An 18603-nucleotide genomic window follows, 5' to 3' on the forward strand; every position below is an offset into this window, starting at 1 on the left:
AATCTATTAGCTAATTAAATTACTGTGTCTTATCTTCTCCTAAAATTACTTCTATCTCACAATCAGGATTTACTTCTTTCATTATTTTAATATTACTTATACCAAAATCTTTTTCTATACTAGCTTTATCTTTTTCTTCTAGACCATATAATCTAATTTCAGATACGCTAACTGGTTTTAAAGATTGATCATAATTTCCATATATACAATTTTCATATCCTTTTGCAAGTATTCCATTTGCGAAAGTTTCTGCTAATCCACCTTGATTAGTACCATTTAAAATACTAACTCTAAGTTTTGATTTATTAATAGTACTTGGATCTTCGTTCTTTAATATGGATATAATATCACTATTCATTTCTTCTTTATATATATAATACGATGTTTCATCAATCCATGCATCTTCTCCACTTAATGTATGGAATGCTATATTATTTTTAGGTGTTGAAATCACATTTAATCCATAATCCATAATTTCCATAGCATTTAAATTAGTCTCTAAATATTTAGGAAAAACACCTAATATTTTTGGAGCTTTAGTTATTATTGATGGACTCTGAACTTTAGATAACAAGGCATTATAAAATTTTTGTTGCTGTTTTATTCTTCCTATATCACCTTCTACAAGTCCTGTACCATCATTGTTTTTTCTCCATCTAAAGAACTCTTCTGCTTTCTTTCCATCTAAATGCTGAGGCTTTGTACTAGCAGTAAAATTTATATGCAAGTCTTGAACTGGGTCATCATAGTACATGTCTTGATCTATAACTATATCCACACCACCAATAGCATCTATTATTTCTCTAAACGCTATTGTATCCAATTTTACATAGTAATCTATGTTTACATTTAACAAATCTTCCACTGTATCAACTAAATATTGAACTCCACCAATAGCATGTGCTGCATTTATTTTCTGAGTTCCTTCTTCCAACTCTACTAAAGTGTCTCTTGGAATTGAAATTACATCATACTTTTTATCAACTTTATTATAATGAACCAACATTATAGTATCTGTTCTTTTAGGATCATTTTTATCATTCTCATCTCCTGACCCTAAATCTACACCCATAACTAAAAAATTTGCTGATTCTACATCTTTAGTTTGATTCCTATCTTTGTCATTACCAGTAATATCTACAGAGTTATTACTAAATGTGGATAAATACATATATCCACCGCCAACCACCATAAATATTAAAAAGGAAAATATTATTAATATTTTTTTAGTGATGATGACTTTTTATTTCTTTTTTTCTTTGTTTTTTTATTATTTTCTCCCATATTAATACCTCAATTATTTTATTAGTAGGTAATTTCTAGCCTCTATCGTTTTTGGATAAAGTAATTGATTTTTAGATATTATATACTTTATAGTTTGATTATACATCATAAGTAAAGCTTTATCTAAATCTTTTATTGCTACTTCTCTAATATCTTCTACTCCTTCAAATTTTCTTGAAGGTTCTATTCCATCTGATATATATATTATTTTTTCTAAAATACTCATATTAGGTCTTCCAGTTGTATGATACTTAATTGAATTAATAATATCTACATCAGTTATATTAAATTTTTCACCTGCTATATATGCCCCTACAAATCCATGCAATAACATAGGCGAATGCTCTATAACCTCATCTATTTCTATTAAGTTATTTTCTTTAGTTATTTTAATTAATTCATCATTACTCATATTTTTAGCACAATCATGTAAAAGTGCAGCTATTCGTGTTTTATATTTATCACAACCATGAATTTCACATAAATTCTCAGCAGTTTCTAAAACACCTAAAGTATGAGTATATCTTTTAGGCTTTAAAGCTCCTCTAATGTACTGATATATTTCAGTCTCATTGACCATTTCTCCACATCCTCTTGAATATAACTTTAGTTCAAGTATTTTATGAAAAACTTCATTTGGAATAAGGTACTTAATATTTTCACCTTTTAAAATTTTCTTTTTTATATTAGTTGATGAAATATCTACTAACGGAACGTTTAAAAACATTATTTTCGTTTTATATTTTTTTTCTATATATTTTTTTTGTTGTTTAACATCTTGAATATCATAACCAGGCCTATTAAAAACTATGAGATTACATAGTTTTAATAGTCCTTTTACATTTTTCCATTTTTCTATTTCAAGTAAACTGTCTGCACCAACAATAAAATACCAATCTGTATTAGATTCTATTTTTTTAAAATGCTCTAAGGTTTTATATGTGTAACTAGCTTCATCTCTTACTATTTCATAATCATCTATTTCAAAATACTTTTCACCATTTATAGCAGCATTAACAATGTCATACCTTATTCTTCCATCAGTCACATTCCTTTTATCTTTATGTGGTGGATTTCCACTTGGTACAAAAATTATTTTATCCAACTTTAACTTATATAATGCTTCATATGCAATATTCATATGACCATTATGTATTGGGTCAAAAGTTCCTCCAAATATAGCTTTTTTCATAGTAAAACCTTCTCTTTTTAATCTATTATATATAATATCACATAAAATAATATTTACCAAATTTAAAATTTCATTTACCCTTTTAGTTATTTTGATTTAACTAAAAGATACTTTTATTTGCTTTATATTACTTTGGTAATTCTATTTTAGGTTTTTTCTTTGACTTTCTATATAATACAAGCTTACTACCTATAGCTTGAATTCCTTCACAGTTTAATTTCTCGCATATATAATCAGATGCTTCTCTTGAAGTAATTCCACTATTGTTAAGAGTTTTTATTTTTATTAACTCTCGTGCTTCTAAAGCAGTATCTACTTGTGCTAAGAAATTTTCTTCTATTCCACCTTTACCCACTTGAAATATAGGGTTCATATCATTTGCTAATTTTCTTAAGTATCCTCTTTGTTTAGTTGTTATCATATTTTCCTCCTATAGTAAAAACTCAAATTCAAAATCATTAAGCCTTATAATATCTCCGTCTTGTACTCCCATTTCTTTTAAATCATCAAATACTCCCTTATTTCTTAATACTTTATGGAAATATCTTAATGAATCTGGATCATTAACATTTACACTGTTAAGTAGTCTATCAACAAAAGATCCTTCTACTACAAATATACCTTCTTCTTCTTCTTTTATAGTGTACGTAAATCTTTTTTCTTCTGGTATATATTTTTCATCATCACTTATTTGAAGATCTTCTACTGGTATGTGTGTTAACATTTCAGCTGCTTCTTTCATCAGTTCATCTACACCTTTATTAGTAGCTGCAGAGATTTTAAACACTTTATCATATCCCATTTTATTCAATTCTTTTTTAAAGTTTTCAAAAACTTCTTCATCAAATAACATATCAGATTTATTTGCAGCAATTATTTGTGGTCTATCCCATAATTTAATACTATATTTTTTTAATTCTTCATTTATTCTTTTGAAATCATCAATAGGATCTCTACCTTCTAGGCCTGAAATATCTATTACATGTATAAGAAGTCTTGTTCTTTCTATATGTCTTAAGAAATCAAGTCCTAATCCTACACCTTCAGATGCTCCTTCTATTATTCCTGGTATATCAGCAATAACAAAGTTTTGTATTCCTTTTAAACTTACAACACCTAAATTAGGCTTTAATGTTGTAAAATGGTAGTTTGCTATTTTAGGTCTTGCCTTTGATACAACAGAAAGTAATGTTGATTTACCTACATTAGGGAATCCTAAAAGACCAACATCAGCAAGTAATTTTAGTTCTAATTTAATAAATCTTTCTTCTCCTGGCATCCCTGGTTCTGCAAAAGTTGGAGCCTGTCTTGTTGGTGTACAGAACTTACAGTTTCCTTTTCCGCCTTTTCCACCTTTACAAACTACATATGTATCGTCAGCATGTGATAAATCACACATTATTTTATTTGTTTCAGCATCTCTTATAACTGTACCCATTGGAACATTTATTATAAGGTCTTCACCATCTCTTCCATAACATTTGGAACCTTCACCTTTTCCTCCATCATTTGCTATAAATTTTCTATTATATGAAAAATCTAATAGCGTTGTCATATTACGGTCAGCTTTTAATATTATACTTCCACCGTTTCCACCGTCTCCACCATCTGGTCCTCCAAGTGGAACATATTTTTCTCTTCTAAATGAAATACATCCATTACCACCAGTTCCTGATTTAACAAATATCTTCGCTGTATCTATAAACATATATCTTCACCTTACTTTCTAAAATTATATTTAGTCATACTTAATTAAATTACAAATGAAATTCAACGTGTCTTTTTAAGTAATACACATATATTTTCTTCTGTTATTTGCTTTCATATGCCTTAAGAATTAGGAATTAAGAATCATTTTGTATTAATTCTTTGTCTCCACTTTATATTATAAAGTTTTGCCCATATATAATTAATAATACGCATTTATATCCTTATACACAATAAGTTTTTATAAGTTTAGAATTTAAATTATAAAAACCATTGATGATAAATTCTTAGTTATAAAACTTTAAGTGTTTCTATTTTTTTTAATTATAATAACTAAATGACGATTCTATTTTTCTAATTCTTAATTCCTAATTCTTAATTAAAAAAGCACCCCTATAAAGGGTGCCTTTAAACTATTCAGCTATTGCAACTTCTACATCAACTGGATAAATACTAGCTTTTTTCTTGTCTTTACCCATTCTCTCGTATCTTACAACACCATCTATTTTAGCGAAAAGAGTATCATCTCCACCTATTCCAACGTTATTTCCTGGATGGATTTTTGTTCCTCTTTGTCTAACTAAGATGTTTCCAGCAAGTACAAATTGTCCATCTGCACGCTTAACACCAAGTCTCTTAGATTCACTATCTCTTCCGTTTTTTGAGCTACCTACTCCTTTTTTGTGAGCACATAACTGAAGGTTTATTAGTAACATATCACTGCACCTCCTCTACTAATACTTTAAGGTATTTTCCATAACTTATTTCTAAATTTTGCAACCCTAGTAACATCGTTTCAAGCAGAACCTGTGCACTCTCTATTTCACTATGTAATAAGTTTGATATATCTAATTGTATATCACCTTCATCTGCAACATAAGTTGCATTTAACTTTAACACTTCTACTAATCCTAAGATTGTTACCTGTGCTAAATTTGATACACATCCACAAACTACATCATCATAAACAGTTACTTTTTCTTGTCGATCATAATATTCAGCATGACCATTTACACGAAACGATACTAACTCACTAGATTTTTTTGTAAAATTTATATTAATCACAATTAAGCCTCTATTTTCTCAATTACGATTTTAGTGAAAGGTTGTCTGTGTCCTTGTTTCTTTCTGTAGTCTTTTTTAGGCTTATATTTGAATACTATAACCTTTTTAGCTTTTCCTTGTGCTACAACTTTAGCAACAACTTTAGCTCCATCAACTACAGGCTTACCAATTACTAAACCTTCCTCTTTTCCAACTGCTAATACTTGATCGAATTCTACAGTTGAATCAACTTCAGCTTCAAGTTTTTCAACGAATAAAACGTCTCCCTCTTGAACTCTATATTGTTTTCCTCCAGTAAGTAATACTGCGTACATGTAAATACACCTCCTCAATCCAGTCTCGCCTTTTAAGGTACTTAATTAAATAAGTTTTAACACCTTTTCCGTGCGGTCTACAAAAGCCATTTTAGCACATAAAAATATCTTTGTAAAGATTTTTATTGTTAAAAATTATTTTTAATTACTCATGTAAAATAAAATAATCTACCGTAATTATACAGTATATTTTAATCTATTATTTAATTAAATATACTTTAATCAATATACTCTTCAGGATAAACCTTATATATATGTAGATTTTTTATTTGACTATTAAAAATAAGTGGCTCTATTTTAAATGTATCTATACCATGCACATAATTAATATATATATTTTTATCTAGACCATGAATGTTTTTCACAAAAGATAATATATCACTTTTTATTTCATTTTTATAGATATCATTTATTTCTATATATATATTCTTTACATCTTGTTCTACTTTTAAACGTTCTATATTATTTTGAATCATTGTTTCTATATACGAAAGTTTTACTTTAACTCCCTTACCATTGCAAGAAGTACAATTTTCAAATATGTATTCAAAAATAGACTTTCCACTTCTTCGTCTTGCTATTTGCACAAGATTTAATTCAGTAAAGTCATATATACTTACTTTGTTTTTGTCATTTTTAAAATGTTTTTTTAACTCTTCTATTATTGTTTTTTTCTCTTCTATTTCCTTCATATCTATGAAATCTACAACTACGATTCCACTTATGTTTCTAAGTTTTATCTGATCTGCAATAATTTCAGCCGCTTCTAAATTAGTTTCAAACACAGTTTTTTTCATAGAGGAATTTTTTAGTATTTTTAGCAGAATTTACATCTATAACATGCATTGCTTCTGTTTTTTCTATAACTATATTCCCTCCACTTGGTAAATTTACTTTATTATTTCTCAAACTTAAAATTTCTTTTTCTATACCAAAATAATTAAATAGACTTATAGCATCTTCATATATTTCTAAATTAACTTTTTCAAATTTATATTCTAAAATTTCTTTACAAAAATTGAAGTCTTTCAAATTATTTACTATCACTTTATAATTTTCATGTTTTAATCCTTTTAATATATTTCCTATTATTCCATCATTATCATATAATAGACCTATATTTTTAGAATAAGTAAACTTTTTAGCAACATTTTCATAAATAGAATAAATAGTTTGAATTTCCCTGTTTATCTCATCAATTTGAATCCCATACGCACTGGTTCTTATGACAACCCCTATATTTTCAGGTTTATGTATGTTTATCATAGCATTTTCTTTAAATTTGTCATCTCTTATTTTTGGTGAAAATCTTATTTCTTTATGACCATTTGATAAAACAACATAATTTCCTGGGAAATTTACATTTTCTGTTACCTTAGCACCTTTTTTACCACTTTGTTCTTTTATAACCTCTACTAGAACCTCTTGGCCCTTTTTTAAAGTATTTAAATCTCCTTTTAAATACATATAAGCATTCTTTTTTGTGCCTATATCTATAAATGCAGATTTTATGGATGGCACTATATTTTGCACCACTCCCTTATATATATTAGAAACCTTAGGTTCATTATTCTCTTCTTCTATATAACATTCTGATAATTGTCCATTAGTTTTTACCGCTATTCTAACAATTTTCTCATGTCTTTCAATAAATATTTCTTTCAATTAGAAACACTCCAAACTACTTTAAAAATATTCATTAAGTGGAAGCATCTTTTTCCCTTTTAATGCATACATATCTATTCTCTCTATATCTACAAAAGCATCTTTTTCTATAGCATATACATTTTCTTTTATAAAGTCAGCTAATAAACTTGCAGAAAGATTTGCTCTACTACCACATGCCAATGTAGAATTTAATACTATATAATTATCTTCTTTAGAAAAAGATATCTTTTTTATTAAAGGTTTAATATTAACCTCTTTTTCACCTTTTTTACTTTTTTTAATAGTATTCCATTCTTTTATATTATTTAATTTTTTTATTCCTTCTAAAGCTTCTTCTAAATTATTAGTTTTTAATTTTATTTTATATTTAGCTTCGTCTATTATAGCCATTGCTTGTGGAGATTTAGTGTTTTCTTCTTTTTCAACTTTTTTAGCATCTAAAAATTTAATGCCAATTGGGGCATTTGTATTTAATAATTTTACTATTTCCTCTGAAGGCATCTCCTCTTTAAATACAACATCCATATATTCCCCACTAGAATATACGCCTACCGAAAGTGGTTGGGCTATAGATATGGTCATATGAGGATTAAATCCTTTTGAATATTCAATTGGTAAATCTGCTCTTCTTATTGTTCTTTGTATTGTTCTCATTAAATCTAAATGTGATATAAATTTTATTTCACTTTCTTTAGTGTATTTTATTAAATAACGCACCTTCAAAGCACTTCCCCTCCTTAAAGTTTACATTTACTCCACACCCAGTACATCTTTCTCTACAATCTGGAGTTAAGCTTGCTTTTTTTGCATTTTCATTTTCTTTTATCAAGTATTCTTTTGTAACACCTATATTGATAAAATCCCATGGAAGTATCTCATCATAACTTCTTTCTCTATATGTATAGAAATCTCCATCTACTCCACATTCATGCAACGCTTCCTGCCAAGTTTCAAAGCTAAAGTATTCACCCCAACCATCAAATCTTGCTCCTTTTTCAAAAGCTTTAATTAAGACATCACATAATCTTCTATCACCTCTTGCAAATACTGCTTCCATATAACTTACTGGTGATTCATGCCAATTATAAACTATAGCTTTACTTTTTATAGAATCTCTTAAACTTCCAATCTTACCTTTAACACTTTCCATTGTATCCATTGGTGCCCATTGGAATGGAGTGAATGCCTTAGGAACAAAAATAGATGTGCTTAAAGTCACTCTAAGTCCTCTTTTTCTTACATTTTTAGGAACCTTAAAATATTCTTCTACAACTTTTTCTCCAAGAGTTCCAATTCCTATAACATCATCCATAGTTTCATAAGGAAGCCCTATCATAAAGTATAACTTTAATGTTGACCATCCAGCTTCAAAAGCACTTCTACTAGAGTTTAATAAATTTTCTTCATTTACACCTTTATTTATTATATCTCTCATCCTTTGACTGCCTGCTTCTGGCGCAAATGTAAGTCCTGTTTTTCTAACTTTTTGTATCTCATTAATTAAATCTACTGAAAATGAATCTATTCTAATAGATGGTAATGAAACACCTATTTTTTTATCCTTATATTTTTCTATTAAAGAAAAAACTAAATTTTGTATATCTGAATAGTCGCATATACTAAGTGATGTTAATGAAACTTCCTCATATCCTGTCTTCTTTATAATATCATCTACTTGATTAACTAAAGTAGATGTCTTTTTTTCTCTAACTGGTCTATAAATCATACCTGCTTGACAAAATCTACACCCTCTTGTACATCCTCTAAAAGTTTCAAGAGTTATTCTGTCATGCACTATTTCTGTATAAGGAACTATAAGTTTATCTGGATATGTATTTTCATCAAAATTTGTAATTATTCTTTTCTTAACTATTTTGGGTACATCTTCATACTTAGGCTCAAAGCTTTTTATCGTATTATCATCGTTATATTCTACATTATAAAGACTTGGAACATATATTCCTTCAATTTTTGAAGCAGCTCTTAAGTACTCTTCTCTAGATTTACCTTTATATTCTTTATATAAGTCTAAAAGTTCGTTTAAAACTTCTTCCCCTTCTCCTAAACTAAATAAATCTGCAATATCATAAAGGGGTTCTGGATTGTAGGCACACGGTCCTCCCATCATAACTATTGGATGATCCTTTGTTCTATCAGATGACCTAAGTGGTATATTAGACATATCTAACATGTTTAATATGTTTGTATAACTCATTTCATATTGAAGAGTAAAACCTAAAAAATCAAACTCACTTAAAGAATCTTTACTTTCTAACGCAAACAATGGAATATTATTATCCCTTAAAGCTTTTTCCATATCTGGCCAAGGTGCATAAGCTCTTTCACAAAATGTATCTTCCCTTTGGTTTAAAACATGATATAGTATTTTACTTCCTAAATGAGACATTCCTACCTCATAAACATCTGGAAAACAAAATGCATACCTTATATCTACTTTGTTTATATCTTTATTATAAGAATTAAATTCTCCACCTATATATCTAGCTGGTTTTTCAACTTTATATAGTATATCATCGGAAATTTTCTTCATTTAAATTCCTCCTTAAGTTAATTACAATACTTTATTTTATCATAAGCTAATAATAATTCAAAATATATATTAATATTTTTTTATTAATTCTTCTAAGGTTACATTTCCCTCATTTTTTAAAAACTCTATTATTTCTTCCTCATATATAGTTTTTAACACTTCCATGTTATCATCTAATACAGTAAATATATGATAATGATTTTTGTCTATAAAATCTAATAACTGTATAAGATTTAATTTGTAATAAACAGATATACTTTTATTTTCTATATAACCTCTCTTTAAGAGTTTCTCCCTTTTCTTTATTGTATAACCCATAATTACATAAACTATCCTTTCTTTCTCTTTCTTTGTGATTATTAATATAAAAATAGATATTAAAACTATATTTATATTTGACACATCATAAGGTAAAGAAATTATACCTAATATTAAAATTATATAGGCACAAAACATACTTATGTTTAAAGCTATTTCATTAGCTTTTTTATATAAAAATTTAGCTCTTAATATATCTTTTAAAACTCGTCCTCCATCTAACGGGAATAATGGCAACAAATTAAACATACCTAAAGCTAAATTATAATCTAAAAATCTTTTAACTACTATATTTCCATATAATGTATATAGTATTAAACTTATTAATGCTAAAATAAAATTTCCTATTGGCCCACTAATTGATATTAATATATCTTCCTTTATTGAAGCTTCATCTAAATCTTTAAGTTTTATAGCTGCCCCAACAGGAAGCAATTCTATACAAAAACCTTTAAACCCTAAAATTCTTGCCATAAAATAATGGCAAAACTCGTGAATAATAACTATAGAAAATCCCATAAATAAATTTTTATTTAATCCTAAAACTATTAAAAATATTAGATAAGGTATTAAATATTTATTAAACTTTATCAAAATTTCACCTATATTTTTAAATTACCATACTATTATATATATCTTGTGCTTTTCCCATATAAAGTATCTCAAAATAAAAATTTGTGATACCTCCAGATGATACATCTATTTCACCAATAACTGTATCTTTGTCTACCTTATCTCCAACTTTAACAAATATTTTTGATATATTATAATATTTACTTTCTATCCCTTTACCATGATCTATTATTATATATTTACCTAAATTCTTATCCATATCTATTTCTTTTATTTTTCCTGAATTACAACTCTTTATAGGTGTCTTTTCTTTTATTGAAAATGTTATAATATTATCTTTATTTTTTTTATAAACATCATCTTCAGAAGATTTATTTGCCATAACCGGTATTGAATACTCTGTTTCTAGCTCTTCAATTATTGTTTTTCCGCCTATAAATCCTGCCTTTATTTTATCAATCATTTGCACACTAATATTTTCTACATCGTCCAAAGTCATATTTTCCACTTTATTTACAACATATTTATAATCATAAGTTCTATTTATAACTCCATTTGCACATTTTAGTAATTTATTACCATACTCATTATTTACAGTTTTACACCCCAAAAAAAATACCATCATAAATATAGCTATAGATAATTGAATTATAAATTTATTAGCTAAACTTAATTTTTTTTCACTTTGAAAATTAGGTTGTACATAACCATGCCTTCGATTTACACTATTATTTCTTTTTCCTTTTGTAAGATTATTATAATATCTTTCATAAAGTTCTTTATAATGATTCATAACCCTCTCTCCCCATTTAATATTTTAGATTATCTAATATCATATTGCTTAAAATATCTATTAATATAAGATTCTAAATTAAATTTTAAACTTATTTTTCCGTATATAGTTTTTTTAAGTTCCTTCTATACAAAATATGATATTAGTTTTTAAACTCCTACTTTTTTATTTATATTTAATTGATTGAACTTTTATGAGTATTGTTTTTTATTATAAAGACTTATTTTTACTATTTGAAATTAATTTTCACATAATAAAAAGCTATTCTAGATAGATTTTTACACTATCTAGAATAGCTTAACTTTTTTTATTTATTTTTCATTGCAACAATAATTGCTTCTGCTGTACCTATATTTGTTGCCAATGGTACTGAATGTACATCACAAAGTCTTATAAGAGCATTTACATCGGGTTCGTGTGGTTGAGCAGTTAATGGATCTCTAAAGAAAAATACTACGTCTATTTCTCCTTGAGCTATCTTTGCTCCTATTTGTTGTCCCCCACCCATGGTTCCTGTTAAAAAAGTATTTATATCAAGGTCTGCAAGTTTCCCAACAAATTTACCAGTAGTGCCTGTTGCATACAATTCATGTCTACATAATATTTTTCTATATCTCCTTGCAAAATCTATCATTTCATCTTTTTTCTTATCATGAGCAATCAATGCAATTCTCATATAATTCCTCCTAGAAATTAATCTTCTTTCTTCTCATTCCTACATTTAGCATTAATCCTAAAGAAATAAAGTTAGTAAGCATAGAACTACCTCCATAACTTACAAAGGGAAGAGTTATACCTGTTACTGGCATAATTCCTATTGCCATGCCCATATTTTGAATTATAGAAAACATAATAAATCCAATCATACCAGCACACAATATGCTTCCAGCCATATCCTTGGATGTTTTTGCTATATTTATAAGCTTATATAAAAGTATTCCATATAATATTAGTAATATTATTGCACCTAACATTCCCCATTCTTCACCTATAACTGCAAATATAAAATCAGTATGGTTTTCCGGAACAAATTTATATTGTTTACCATTTAAGAATCCAAGTCCAAATAATCCACCAGATCCTATAGCTATTTTAGATTGTATAATTTGATGTCCATATGTCAACTCAAATTGTTCTGGATTTAAAAATGAAATTAATCTATTTTTCCAGTAATCATGCATTAATGGAGAATTCCACAATGCAACTATAGTTACAATTAAAAAAGACAAACCACCAGTTATTATTTTCCAATCTACATTTGCTACAACCACTATTGGAAGTATAATAAAAAAGGAAACCATAGTCATACCCATATCTGGTTGTATAACTATTAAAATCATAGGAATAGCTGCATAAAACATCATAGTCAAGATGCTTTTTAAGTTATTCACATTTCCTTCCATATCTTGAATAATCCTTGCTAACATAAATATCATACCTATTTTAGCAAACTCAGCCGGTTGAATAGCTCTATTACCAATACTAATCCAACCTGTAGCTCCATTTACATTACTTCCTATAAGGAAGTCATTTAAAATAAGCAAAATTACTCCACCCCAATAAATTATAGAAGCATAATTTAGAATTAAATTATAATCCCAAATAAGCATTATGTACATAGCTATTAATCCAACTATAAGCCACATAAACTGTAACTTAGCATAATATATTCCAGCAGTACTGTTAGTTGCACTATATATATTTAATATAGAAAATGCGACAATTAAAACAACTACAATTATGATGCTATAATCTAATCTTTTTACAAGTTTACTATTTAATTTAAACTTATTTATCATATTCATCAGCATAATTATCCCTCCAACATAAATATGATTATAGCACATTTAAAATAATAACAAAAGTTTTTATAATTTATATCTACACTGTTTTTATAAATTCTTAAATTAAATTATATATTATAAAATAAGTGTTGAAATAAAATATTATTTTTATTTCAACACTATTTTCATTTATCTTTGTTTTATATTTTTTATAGGTATACTAGCTATTAATGCTGGTGAAGATCCTTGTATTTCTTCTGTTTTTGTTATTTTTACATCTACTTCACTATCATCTATTTCAACATACTTAGATATAACCTCAAGCAAATCTCCTTTTATCATATTTAATAAATCTGGAGAAAAATTTGCCCTATCATGTATTAGTATTAACTTTAATCTATCTGTAGCTATACCTTTTGATGATGCTTTGTTTGAAAATAATTTAAAGAATTCCATAACTTCCTCCTATTTATTACCCCCAAATATTTTCTTTATTGTTGCAAAAAAACCTCCTTGTTGAACCGTTACGCTTAAATCTAAAAATGGAACTTCATATCCCATTATTCTTTTAGCAATATTATTAAATGCTTGCCCTGCATCAGCAGAATTGTCTAATACTATAGGTTCACCTTTATTAGTAGATACTGTTACCTTTTTATCATCAGGCACAACTCCTATTAATTTTATAGCAAGACATTCTTTTATATCTTCAATATCCAACATATCTCCATTTTGTGTCATCTCAAAATTTATTCTATTAACTATTAATTGAGTATCTTCTAATCCCTTTGCACATAATTTTCCTATAACTCTATCAGCATCCCTTACCGATGTTATTTCTGGGTTAACTACAACCACAGCTCTATCAGCACCTACTATAGCATTTTCAAACCCTTGTTCAATACCAGCTGGACAATCAATTATAACATAATCAAAATTATCTTTTAAATCATTAACAACCTTTAACATAGCCTCTATATTAACATCATTTTTATCCCTAGTCTGAGCTGTAGGCAATAAAAATAAATTGGTAAATCTTTTATCCTTTATTAATGCCTGTTTTAATCTACATTTTTCATCTATTACATCAAGTAGTGTAAATACTACTCTATTTTCAAGACCCATAAGAACATCTAAATTTCTAAGTCCTGTATCACCATCTATTACTACCACTTTTTTTCCTGCAGAAGCTAAAGCAGTACCTATATTTGCTGTTGTTGTTGTTTTGCCAACTCCACCTTTTCCTGAAGTTATAACAATTGATTCTCCCATACTATCTCCTCCATTAAATGTATTTATTAACTAAATACGGTTCAACTATTATGTTTCCATTTTTTATTTTTGCAATTTCTGGATATGTAGGTTTAATTCCATCGTCTGGAGATATTGTCATCAAATTTGCAATCTTTAATATTTGAGGATTTAAATAAAAAGCCCCTATTATAGCTTTTTCATTTCCTGTACATCCAGCATGAACACAACCTTTTATACTTCCTAAAACTATAATGTTACCAGCAGCACATACTTCTGCTCCTGGATTTATATCTCCTATTATAACTAAATTTCCTAAATACTCATAAGTTTGTCCACTTCTAATACTCTTTCTAAGATATTTAGTTCTTCCTTCATAAACTCCATTAAACATTTTTGTATTTGTTTCTTCTATGTCTATAAATATACAATCTTTTATATAAATTTTTTCAAACAATATATCTTTTATATAATTTAATTCTCGCTTTGTAAATTCCTTTATCTGAGTAGTTATTTTTATAGTACAACCTTTATAAAAATTTTTCCCTTTTGAAAGTTTTTCTATTAAACAACTAATCATATCTTCAAAGCTTCTAAACTTATTAATATCTATAATAACATTAAGTCCATCTCTATTTCCTTTTAGTATAATATTATCTCCTTGCATACATATCCTCCACACTATGCTATTTGATATATTTCAACATGTTTAATTAAAATCCTTCTTTTTGATTAAAAAATTTCTATTTTTTAGCAAATCTAGAAAGAATCCATGTTTTAAACTTTTAATTACAAAAAAATATATCACAATTTCACATTAAAATCTATTGATATGATTAAAAGTTGGAAATTTAATAAAATATAAGTTGTTATATACAAAAGACACCATAAATTTATGGTGTCTTTCTATTTTATTCTTCGTTATTATCATTACCATCCGTATTCTCTTTGTTAATGTTATCATTAATATTTTCATTTGTTTGATTTTTAGAGCTATTCTCTCTAGAATCTGGATACTTAAATTCATACCCTGGATTTGCTGATAATATTTCATCTCTAAAATATTGCTCATAAACTGCTCTTGCAACCGAACCTACATTTCCACCATGTCCACCATCAAAAACAACAATACAAGATACTATTTGTGGGTCATCTAGTGGAGCAAATCCTAAGAATGTTGCATATGAAGTTCTCCCTAGAGAATCCTGTTTATTTTGGTTAAATGTTGATGAACCAGACTTAGCTCCAGTTGATATTGGAAAACCATGAAATGCAGTTGCAGCAGTACCCTCATCATTAAATACAGCGCGTTGCAATCCTTCTTTTATAGCATTAACATACTCCTCAGTTAAATCTATATGTTCTAGTAGTTTTGGCTCTATTTCAGTTTTCTCTCCTGTTACTGGATCTATTATACTATCTACTAAATGCATTTCATATCTATTTCCACCATTAACTAAAGTTGCCATATAATTTGCTAATTGAAGTGGAGTAAAATAGTTCATACCTTGACCAATAGATGCATCATAAGCATTTGCCCCTGATATTCTATTAGATATAGCATCTCCTATAGAATAGTTTATTGCTATAGCCATATTCTCTATATCCTTATCAGAATATTTTTTAGCTTTTAGCTCATCACTTGATTCTATTAACTCCTTTAATAAATTTTGCATATTTGGTAATATATCTTCTTCTTTTGCCTTTTTCTCTTTTTTCATCTCTTCTTTTATAGCATCTACCAAAATAGTTTTCTTTTCATTTATTTTTTTAATTGCTTCTTTTTCTTTATCAGTACCTGTTTCATTCTTTCTAGTAATATCAATATCCTTATAATGAGGTTGAGTATTTATTGAATTAGTACCTGTTTGTAGATAATTGACTACGTGATTAATATACTCATCTGCAAATTTATTTTTGCTTGATTCATAATTATATACTTGACCAAAATTTTCTGCTATTTCTATACCAGTTGAAGGTTTTGTATTTGAGCCTGGCTCAACACCTAGTCCAAATTTCCAAGCATATTTTCCTAAATAATTAAGTCCACTTGAATTTTCCCCACCTTTTGCAAAAAGCCTATCTGCAACATCATAGAAAAAGTAGTTACAAGACACTTCTAATGCCTTTCTTACATCTGTATCGCCATGTGAACCATGTTGGGTATTATAAATCCAACAAGCACCAGGATAATCAGAATATCTTTTATTATATTTACCATCATCATATACAGATGTATATGGCGTTATTACACCTTCCTCTAAACCTGCAATAGCTGTAAGTGGTTTAAATATAGAACCTGGTGGTATTAATGTAAATGTTGCATAATTATAAAATGGTTTTGGAAATATATCATAACTATCCTCTCTTATTTTAGTGTTACCTTCAATAGAATCATTTAATGGAAACATTTTATTTAACATAGTATTAACTTTATCTTCATAACTCATTGTAGCAACTTGTTCTTCAGTTAATATTCCTGGTATTGATGTAAGACCTCTACTTTCAATATACTCTTTTCCCATTTTTTCTAAATTAGGATTAAAGTATTTTTCTGAATCCTCTGCACTAAGTGATCCTCCTATAAACATATTAGGATCATATCCAGGTCTACTAGCTAATGCTAATATTTTCCCTGTTTTAATATCCATAAAAACAGCTGCGCCTCTAGTAGCATTAGTACTATCAACATCATTTACTCTACCTTTACTCTGTAAATCTGCCATAGTATCATCTAAAGCCTTTTCTGCTATTTTTTGTAAACCTTTATCAATAGTAAGTTGAATATTTTTACCCGGGTAAGCTTCTACTTCCCCTAATGTCTTTACTTTTCTACCTTGTTTATTAACTTCAATACTTTCCTGACCTTTAGTTCCTTTTAATATATCTTCAAAGCTTGACTCAATTCCTGCTTTACCAACGCTATCGCTACTTACATCACAGCCTTTTTCTTCATATTTCTCTTGTTGCCATGAATCTATCTTAGATGTGTACCCTAAAAATGCTGAACCTAAATCACCATTTGGATAATATCTCATCGGTTGAGTTTCTACACTTACTCCAGGTAAATCTGGTTGCAGTTGTTCAAAAATAAATGCAACTTCCTTTGATAAGTTGTTTGCAATAGCCACAGGTTTATATCCTGAATAGCTTTGCATTTTTACAGCATCTAAAACAACTAATAATCTTCTTTTTTCCTCTAATGTATACTCATCTTTATCTAATAAATCATATTCTTTTAACAATTCATTTAAACACTCTTCTGCAGATACATTTAATAATTCTTCATCCACATTTTTAAGCTGCTCCTCAGTAAGATCTTTTTCATCTTTTCCTGGATAAAGCTTTTTTATTGCTATACTTTGAATTCCCCTATCTTTTTTAAACCTTAATTCCATCCAACTTCTATTTGCATCATCTGTAGCTTTAAAATTAAATCGCACTTTCGGCTCTTTAGATGAATCTATAGCTATTGCAAATTCATCTACCATAGCAACACCTTTTTCATCTAATTTTTTAAAGACTTTATCCATAGTAGTTAAAAAACTTTCCTTACTTTCCGTTGTTTCTGTAAACATCAGTGTATAGCTTTGAATGCTAGTTGCAAACACTTCTCCATTTTTATCTAAAATTTTACCTCTAGGTGCTGCTTTAGATACATTTTTATAGTTTTTTTGTGTTGATTTTTTTTAAATTCTTCACTCATTATAACCTGTAGGTAAAAAAGCCTGGAAATTATAGCTGAAAATATTATTCCCATTGCAATAAAAAACACCGTATATCTTGAAAATTTTTTATCTGTTTTTCTGTTTTTAATCATAATATTCCTTTCTCAAAGTCATCTTCTTTTTATAAATTTTTCTTCAAATATTTTTTATTAAATAAGTTAATTACAACTTTAAAATTTCTTATCGTAACAATATCTATTTATTTTTATATAGTATTACATTCCCACACTACTATTTTCCACATTATCCTATTTGATATATTTCAACACATTTAGTTAAATTCCTTTTTTTATCTAAAAAAAATTTCTATATTTTAGTAAATACAGAATTTTTTCGATTAAAAATTTAATTTTAAAAAACATTTTTATAAAATAT

Annotated in this window: 19 protein-coding genes, 1 pseudogene and 1 other annotated feature; all 20 genes and pseudogenes read right to left on the reverse strand. The window is 27.5% G+C overall.

Annotation, left to right across the window (positions count from 1 at the left end):
• Positions 1 to 19: 19 nt before the first annotated feature.
• Positions 20 to 1171: an LCP family protein gene (locus CSGHG_RS03180; RefSeq protein ID WP_010292652.1), complete on the reverse strand. Its 1152-nt coding sequence runs from the start codon at positions 1169 to 1171 to the stop codon at positions 20 to 22.
• 126 nt (positions 1172 to 1297) lie between these two features.
• Positions 1298 to 1864 carry a bis(5'-nucleosyl)-tetraphosphatase (symmetrical) YqeK gene (gene yqeK / locus CSGHG_RS22450; protein WP_081496266.1) on the reverse strand — a complete coding sequence of 189 codons (567 nt, stop codon included), beginning with the start codon at positions 1862 to 1864 and terminating at the stop codon, positions 1298 to 1300.
• 18 nt (positions 1865 to 1882) lie between these two features.
• Positions 1883 to 2476: pseudogene (gene nadD / locus CSGHG_RS19755) on the reverse strand (nicotinate-nucleotide adenylyltransferase); the annotation flags it as partial.
• A gap of 127 nt (positions 2477 to 2603) precedes the next feature.
• Positions 2604 to 2897, reverse strand: a complete 294-nt coding sequence (gene yhbY, locus CSGHG_RS03190) for a ribosome assembly RNA-binding protein YhbY (protein WP_010292656.1) — start codon at positions 2895 to 2897, stop codon at positions 2604 to 2606.
• Between the two features lie 9 nt (positions 2898 to 2906).
• On the reverse strand, positions 2907 to 4184 hold the full coding sequence (gene obgE / locus CSGHG_RS03195) for a GTPase ObgE (protein WP_010292657.1): 1278 nt from the start codon (positions 4182 to 4184) through the stop codon (positions 2907 to 2909).
• A 412-nt stretch (positions 4185 to 4596) separates the two neighbouring features.
• On the reverse strand, positions 4597 to 4899 hold the full coding sequence (rpmA, locus tag CSGHG_RS03200; RefSeq protein ID WP_010292658.1) for a 50S ribosomal protein L27: 303 nt from the start codon (positions 4897 to 4899) through the stop codon (positions 4597 to 4599).
• 1 nt (position 4900) lies between these two features.
• On the reverse strand, positions 4901 to 5248 hold the full coding sequence (locus CSGHG_RS03205; RefSeq protein ID WP_010292659.1) for a ribosomal-processing cysteine protease Prp: 348 nt from the start codon (positions 5246 to 5248) through the stop codon (positions 4901 to 4903).
• Between the two features lie 2 nt (positions 5249 to 5250).
• The gene (gene rplU, locus CSGHG_RS03210; RefSeq protein WP_010292661.1) at positions 5251 to 5562 is read right to left on the reverse strand and encodes a 50S ribosomal protein L21; all 312 of its coding nucleotides are present in this window, start codon (positions 5560 to 5562) and stop codon (positions 5251 to 5253) included.
• 11 nt (positions 5563 to 5573) lie between these two features.
• Positions 5574 to 5639: a sequence feature (ribosomal protein L21 leader region), on the reverse strand.
• A 141-nt stretch (positions 5640 to 5780) separates the two neighbouring features.
• On the reverse strand, positions 5781 to 6359 hold the full coding sequence (locus CSGHG_RS24050; protein ID WP_010292662.1) for a ribonuclease E/G: 579 nt from the start codon (positions 6357 to 6359) through the stop codon (positions 5781 to 5783).
• Complete coding sequence (locus CSGHG_RS24055; protein WP_010292665.1) at positions 6340 to 7227, reverse strand: ribonuclease E/G; 888 nt, start codon at positions 7225 to 7227, stop codon at positions 6340 to 6342. Before CSGHG_RS24055 ends, CSGHG_RS24050 begins: the two co-directional genes overlap by 20 nt.
• Before the next feature lie 21 nt (positions 7228 to 7248).
• The gene (locus CSGHG_RS03220; RefSeq protein ID WP_010292668.1) at positions 7249 to 7953 is read right to left on the reverse strand and encodes a TIGR03936 family radical SAM-associated protein; all 705 of its coding nucleotides are present in this window, start codon (positions 7951 to 7953) and stop codon (positions 7249 to 7251) included.
• Entirely contained in the window at positions 7922 to 9781 is a 1860-nt protein-coding gene (locus CSGHG_RS03225) for a TIGR03960 family B12-binding radical SAM protein (protein WP_010292670.1), read from the reverse strand. The genes CSGHG_RS03220 and CSGHG_RS03225 overlap by 32 nt, the downstream gene beginning before the upstream one ends.
• 69 nt (positions 9782 to 9850) lie before the next feature.
• Complete coding sequence (locus CSGHG_RS03230) at positions 9851 to 10693, reverse strand: M50 family metallopeptidase (protein ID WP_010292672.1); 843 nt, start codon at positions 10691 to 10693, stop codon at positions 9851 to 9853.
• Positions 10694 to 10709: 16 nt separating this feature from the next.
• Positions 10710 to 11465 carry a M23 family metallopeptidase gene (locus CSGHG_RS03235; RefSeq protein WP_010292674.1) on the reverse strand — a complete coding sequence of 252 codons (756 nt, stop codon included), beginning with the start codon at positions 11463 to 11465 and terminating at the stop codon, positions 10710 to 10712.
• A 307-nt stretch (positions 11466 to 11772) separates the two neighbouring features.
• Positions 11773 to 12141 carry a methylglyoxal synthase gene (gene mgsA / locus CSGHG_RS03240; RefSeq protein ID WP_010292676.1) on the reverse strand — a complete coding sequence of 123 codons (369 nt, stop codon included), beginning with the start codon at positions 12139 to 12141 and terminating at the stop codon, positions 11773 to 11775.
• Between the two features lie 10 nt (positions 12142 to 12151).
• Positions 12152 to 13264 carry a rod shape-determining protein RodA gene (rodA, locus tag CSGHG_RS03245; RefSeq protein ID WP_026022207.1) on the reverse strand — a complete coding sequence of 371 codons (1113 nt, stop codon included), beginning with the start codon at positions 13262 to 13264 and terminating at the stop codon, positions 12152 to 12154.
• A gap of 174 nt (positions 13265 to 13438) precedes the next feature.
• Positions 13439 to 13705 carry a cell division topological specificity factor MinE gene (minE, locus tag CSGHG_RS03250; protein WP_010292678.1) on the reverse strand — a complete coding sequence of 89 codons (267 nt, stop codon included), beginning with the start codon at positions 13703 to 13705 and terminating at the stop codon, positions 13439 to 13441.
• 9 nt (positions 13706 to 13714) lie between these two features.
• Positions 13715 to 14521 carry a septum site-determining protein MinD gene (minD, locus tag CSGHG_RS03255; RefSeq protein WP_010292680.1) on the reverse strand — a complete coding sequence of 269 codons (807 nt, stop codon included), beginning with the start codon at positions 14519 to 14521 and terminating at the stop codon, positions 13715 to 13717.
• 13 nt (positions 14522 to 14534) lie between these two features.
• Positions 14535 to 15167, reverse strand: a complete 633-nt coding sequence (gene minC, locus CSGHG_RS03260) for a septum site-determining protein MinC (RefSeq protein ID WP_010292681.1) — start codon at positions 15165 to 15167, stop codon at positions 14535 to 14537.
• 244 nt (positions 15168 to 15411) lie between these two features.
• The gene (locus CSGHG_RS03265) at positions 15412 to 18111 is read right to left on the reverse strand and encodes a penicillin-binding transpeptidase domain-containing protein (RefSeq protein WP_010292682.1); all 2700 of its coding nucleotides are present in this window, start codon (positions 18109 to 18111) and stop codon (positions 15412 to 15414) included.
• Between the last annotated feature and the right edge of the window lie 492 nt (positions 18112 to 18603).

The organism is Clostridium senegalense JC122 (assembly GCF_000285575.1).
Lineage (GTDB): Bacteria > Bacillota > Clostridia > Clostridiales > Clostridiaceae > Clostridium_J > Clostridium_J senegalense.

Bases quoted from the DNA above. Each gene is read 5' to 3' on its own strand.
- rplU (WP_010292661.1), bottom strand. From the start codon at position 5,562: ATGTACGCAGTATTACTTACTGGAGGAAAACAATATAGAGTTCAAGAG.
- yhbY (WP_010292656.1), bottom strand. From the start codon at position 2,897: ATGATAACAACTAAACAAAGAGGATACTTAAGAAAATTAGCAAATGAT.
- CSGHG_RS24050 (WP_010292662.1), bottom strand. From the start codon at position 6,359: ATGAAAAAAACTGTGTTTGAAACTAATTTAGAAGCGGCTGAAATTATT.
- minC (WP_010292681.1), bottom strand. From the start codon at position 15,167: ATGCAAGGAGATAATATTATACTAAAAGGAAATAGAGATGGACTTAAT.
- yqeK (WP_081496266.1), bottom strand. From the start codon at position 1,864: ATGGTCAATGAGACTGAAATATATCAGTACATTAGAGGAGCTTTAAAG.
- minE (WP_010292678.1), bottom strand. From the start codon at position 13,705: ATGGAATTCTTTAAATTATTTTCAAACAAAGCATCATCAAAAGGTATA.
- minD (WP_010292680.1), bottom strand. From the start codon at position 14,521: ATGGGAGAATCAATTGTTATAACTTCAGGAAAAGGTGGAGTTGGCAAA.
- CSGHG_RS03235 (WP_010292674.1), bottom strand. From the start codon at position 11,465: ATGAATCATTATAAAGAACTTTATGAAAGATATTATAATAATCTTACA.
- rpmA (WP_010292658.1), bottom strand. From the start codon at position 4,899: ATGTTACTAATAAACCTTCAGTTATGTGCTCACAAAAAAGGAGTAGGT.
- obgE (WP_010292657.1), bottom strand. From the start codon at position 4,184: ATGTTTATAGATACAGCGAAGATATTTGTTAAATCAGGAACTGGTGGT.
- mgsA (WP_010292676.1), bottom strand. From the start codon at position 12,141: ATGAGAATTGCATTGATTGCTCATGATAAGAAAAAAGATGAAATGATA.
- CSGHG_RS03225 (WP_010292670.1), bottom strand. From the start codon at position 9,781: ATGAAGAAAATTTCCGATGATATACTATATAAAGTTGAAAAACCAGCT.
- CSGHG_RS03180 (WP_010292652.1), bottom strand. From the start codon at position 1,171: ATGTATTTATCCACATTTAGTAATAACTCTGTAGATATTACTGGTAAT.
- rodA (WP_026022207.1), bottom strand. From the start codon at position 13,264: ATGATAAATAAGTTTAAATTAAATAGTAAACTTGTAAAAAGATTAGAT.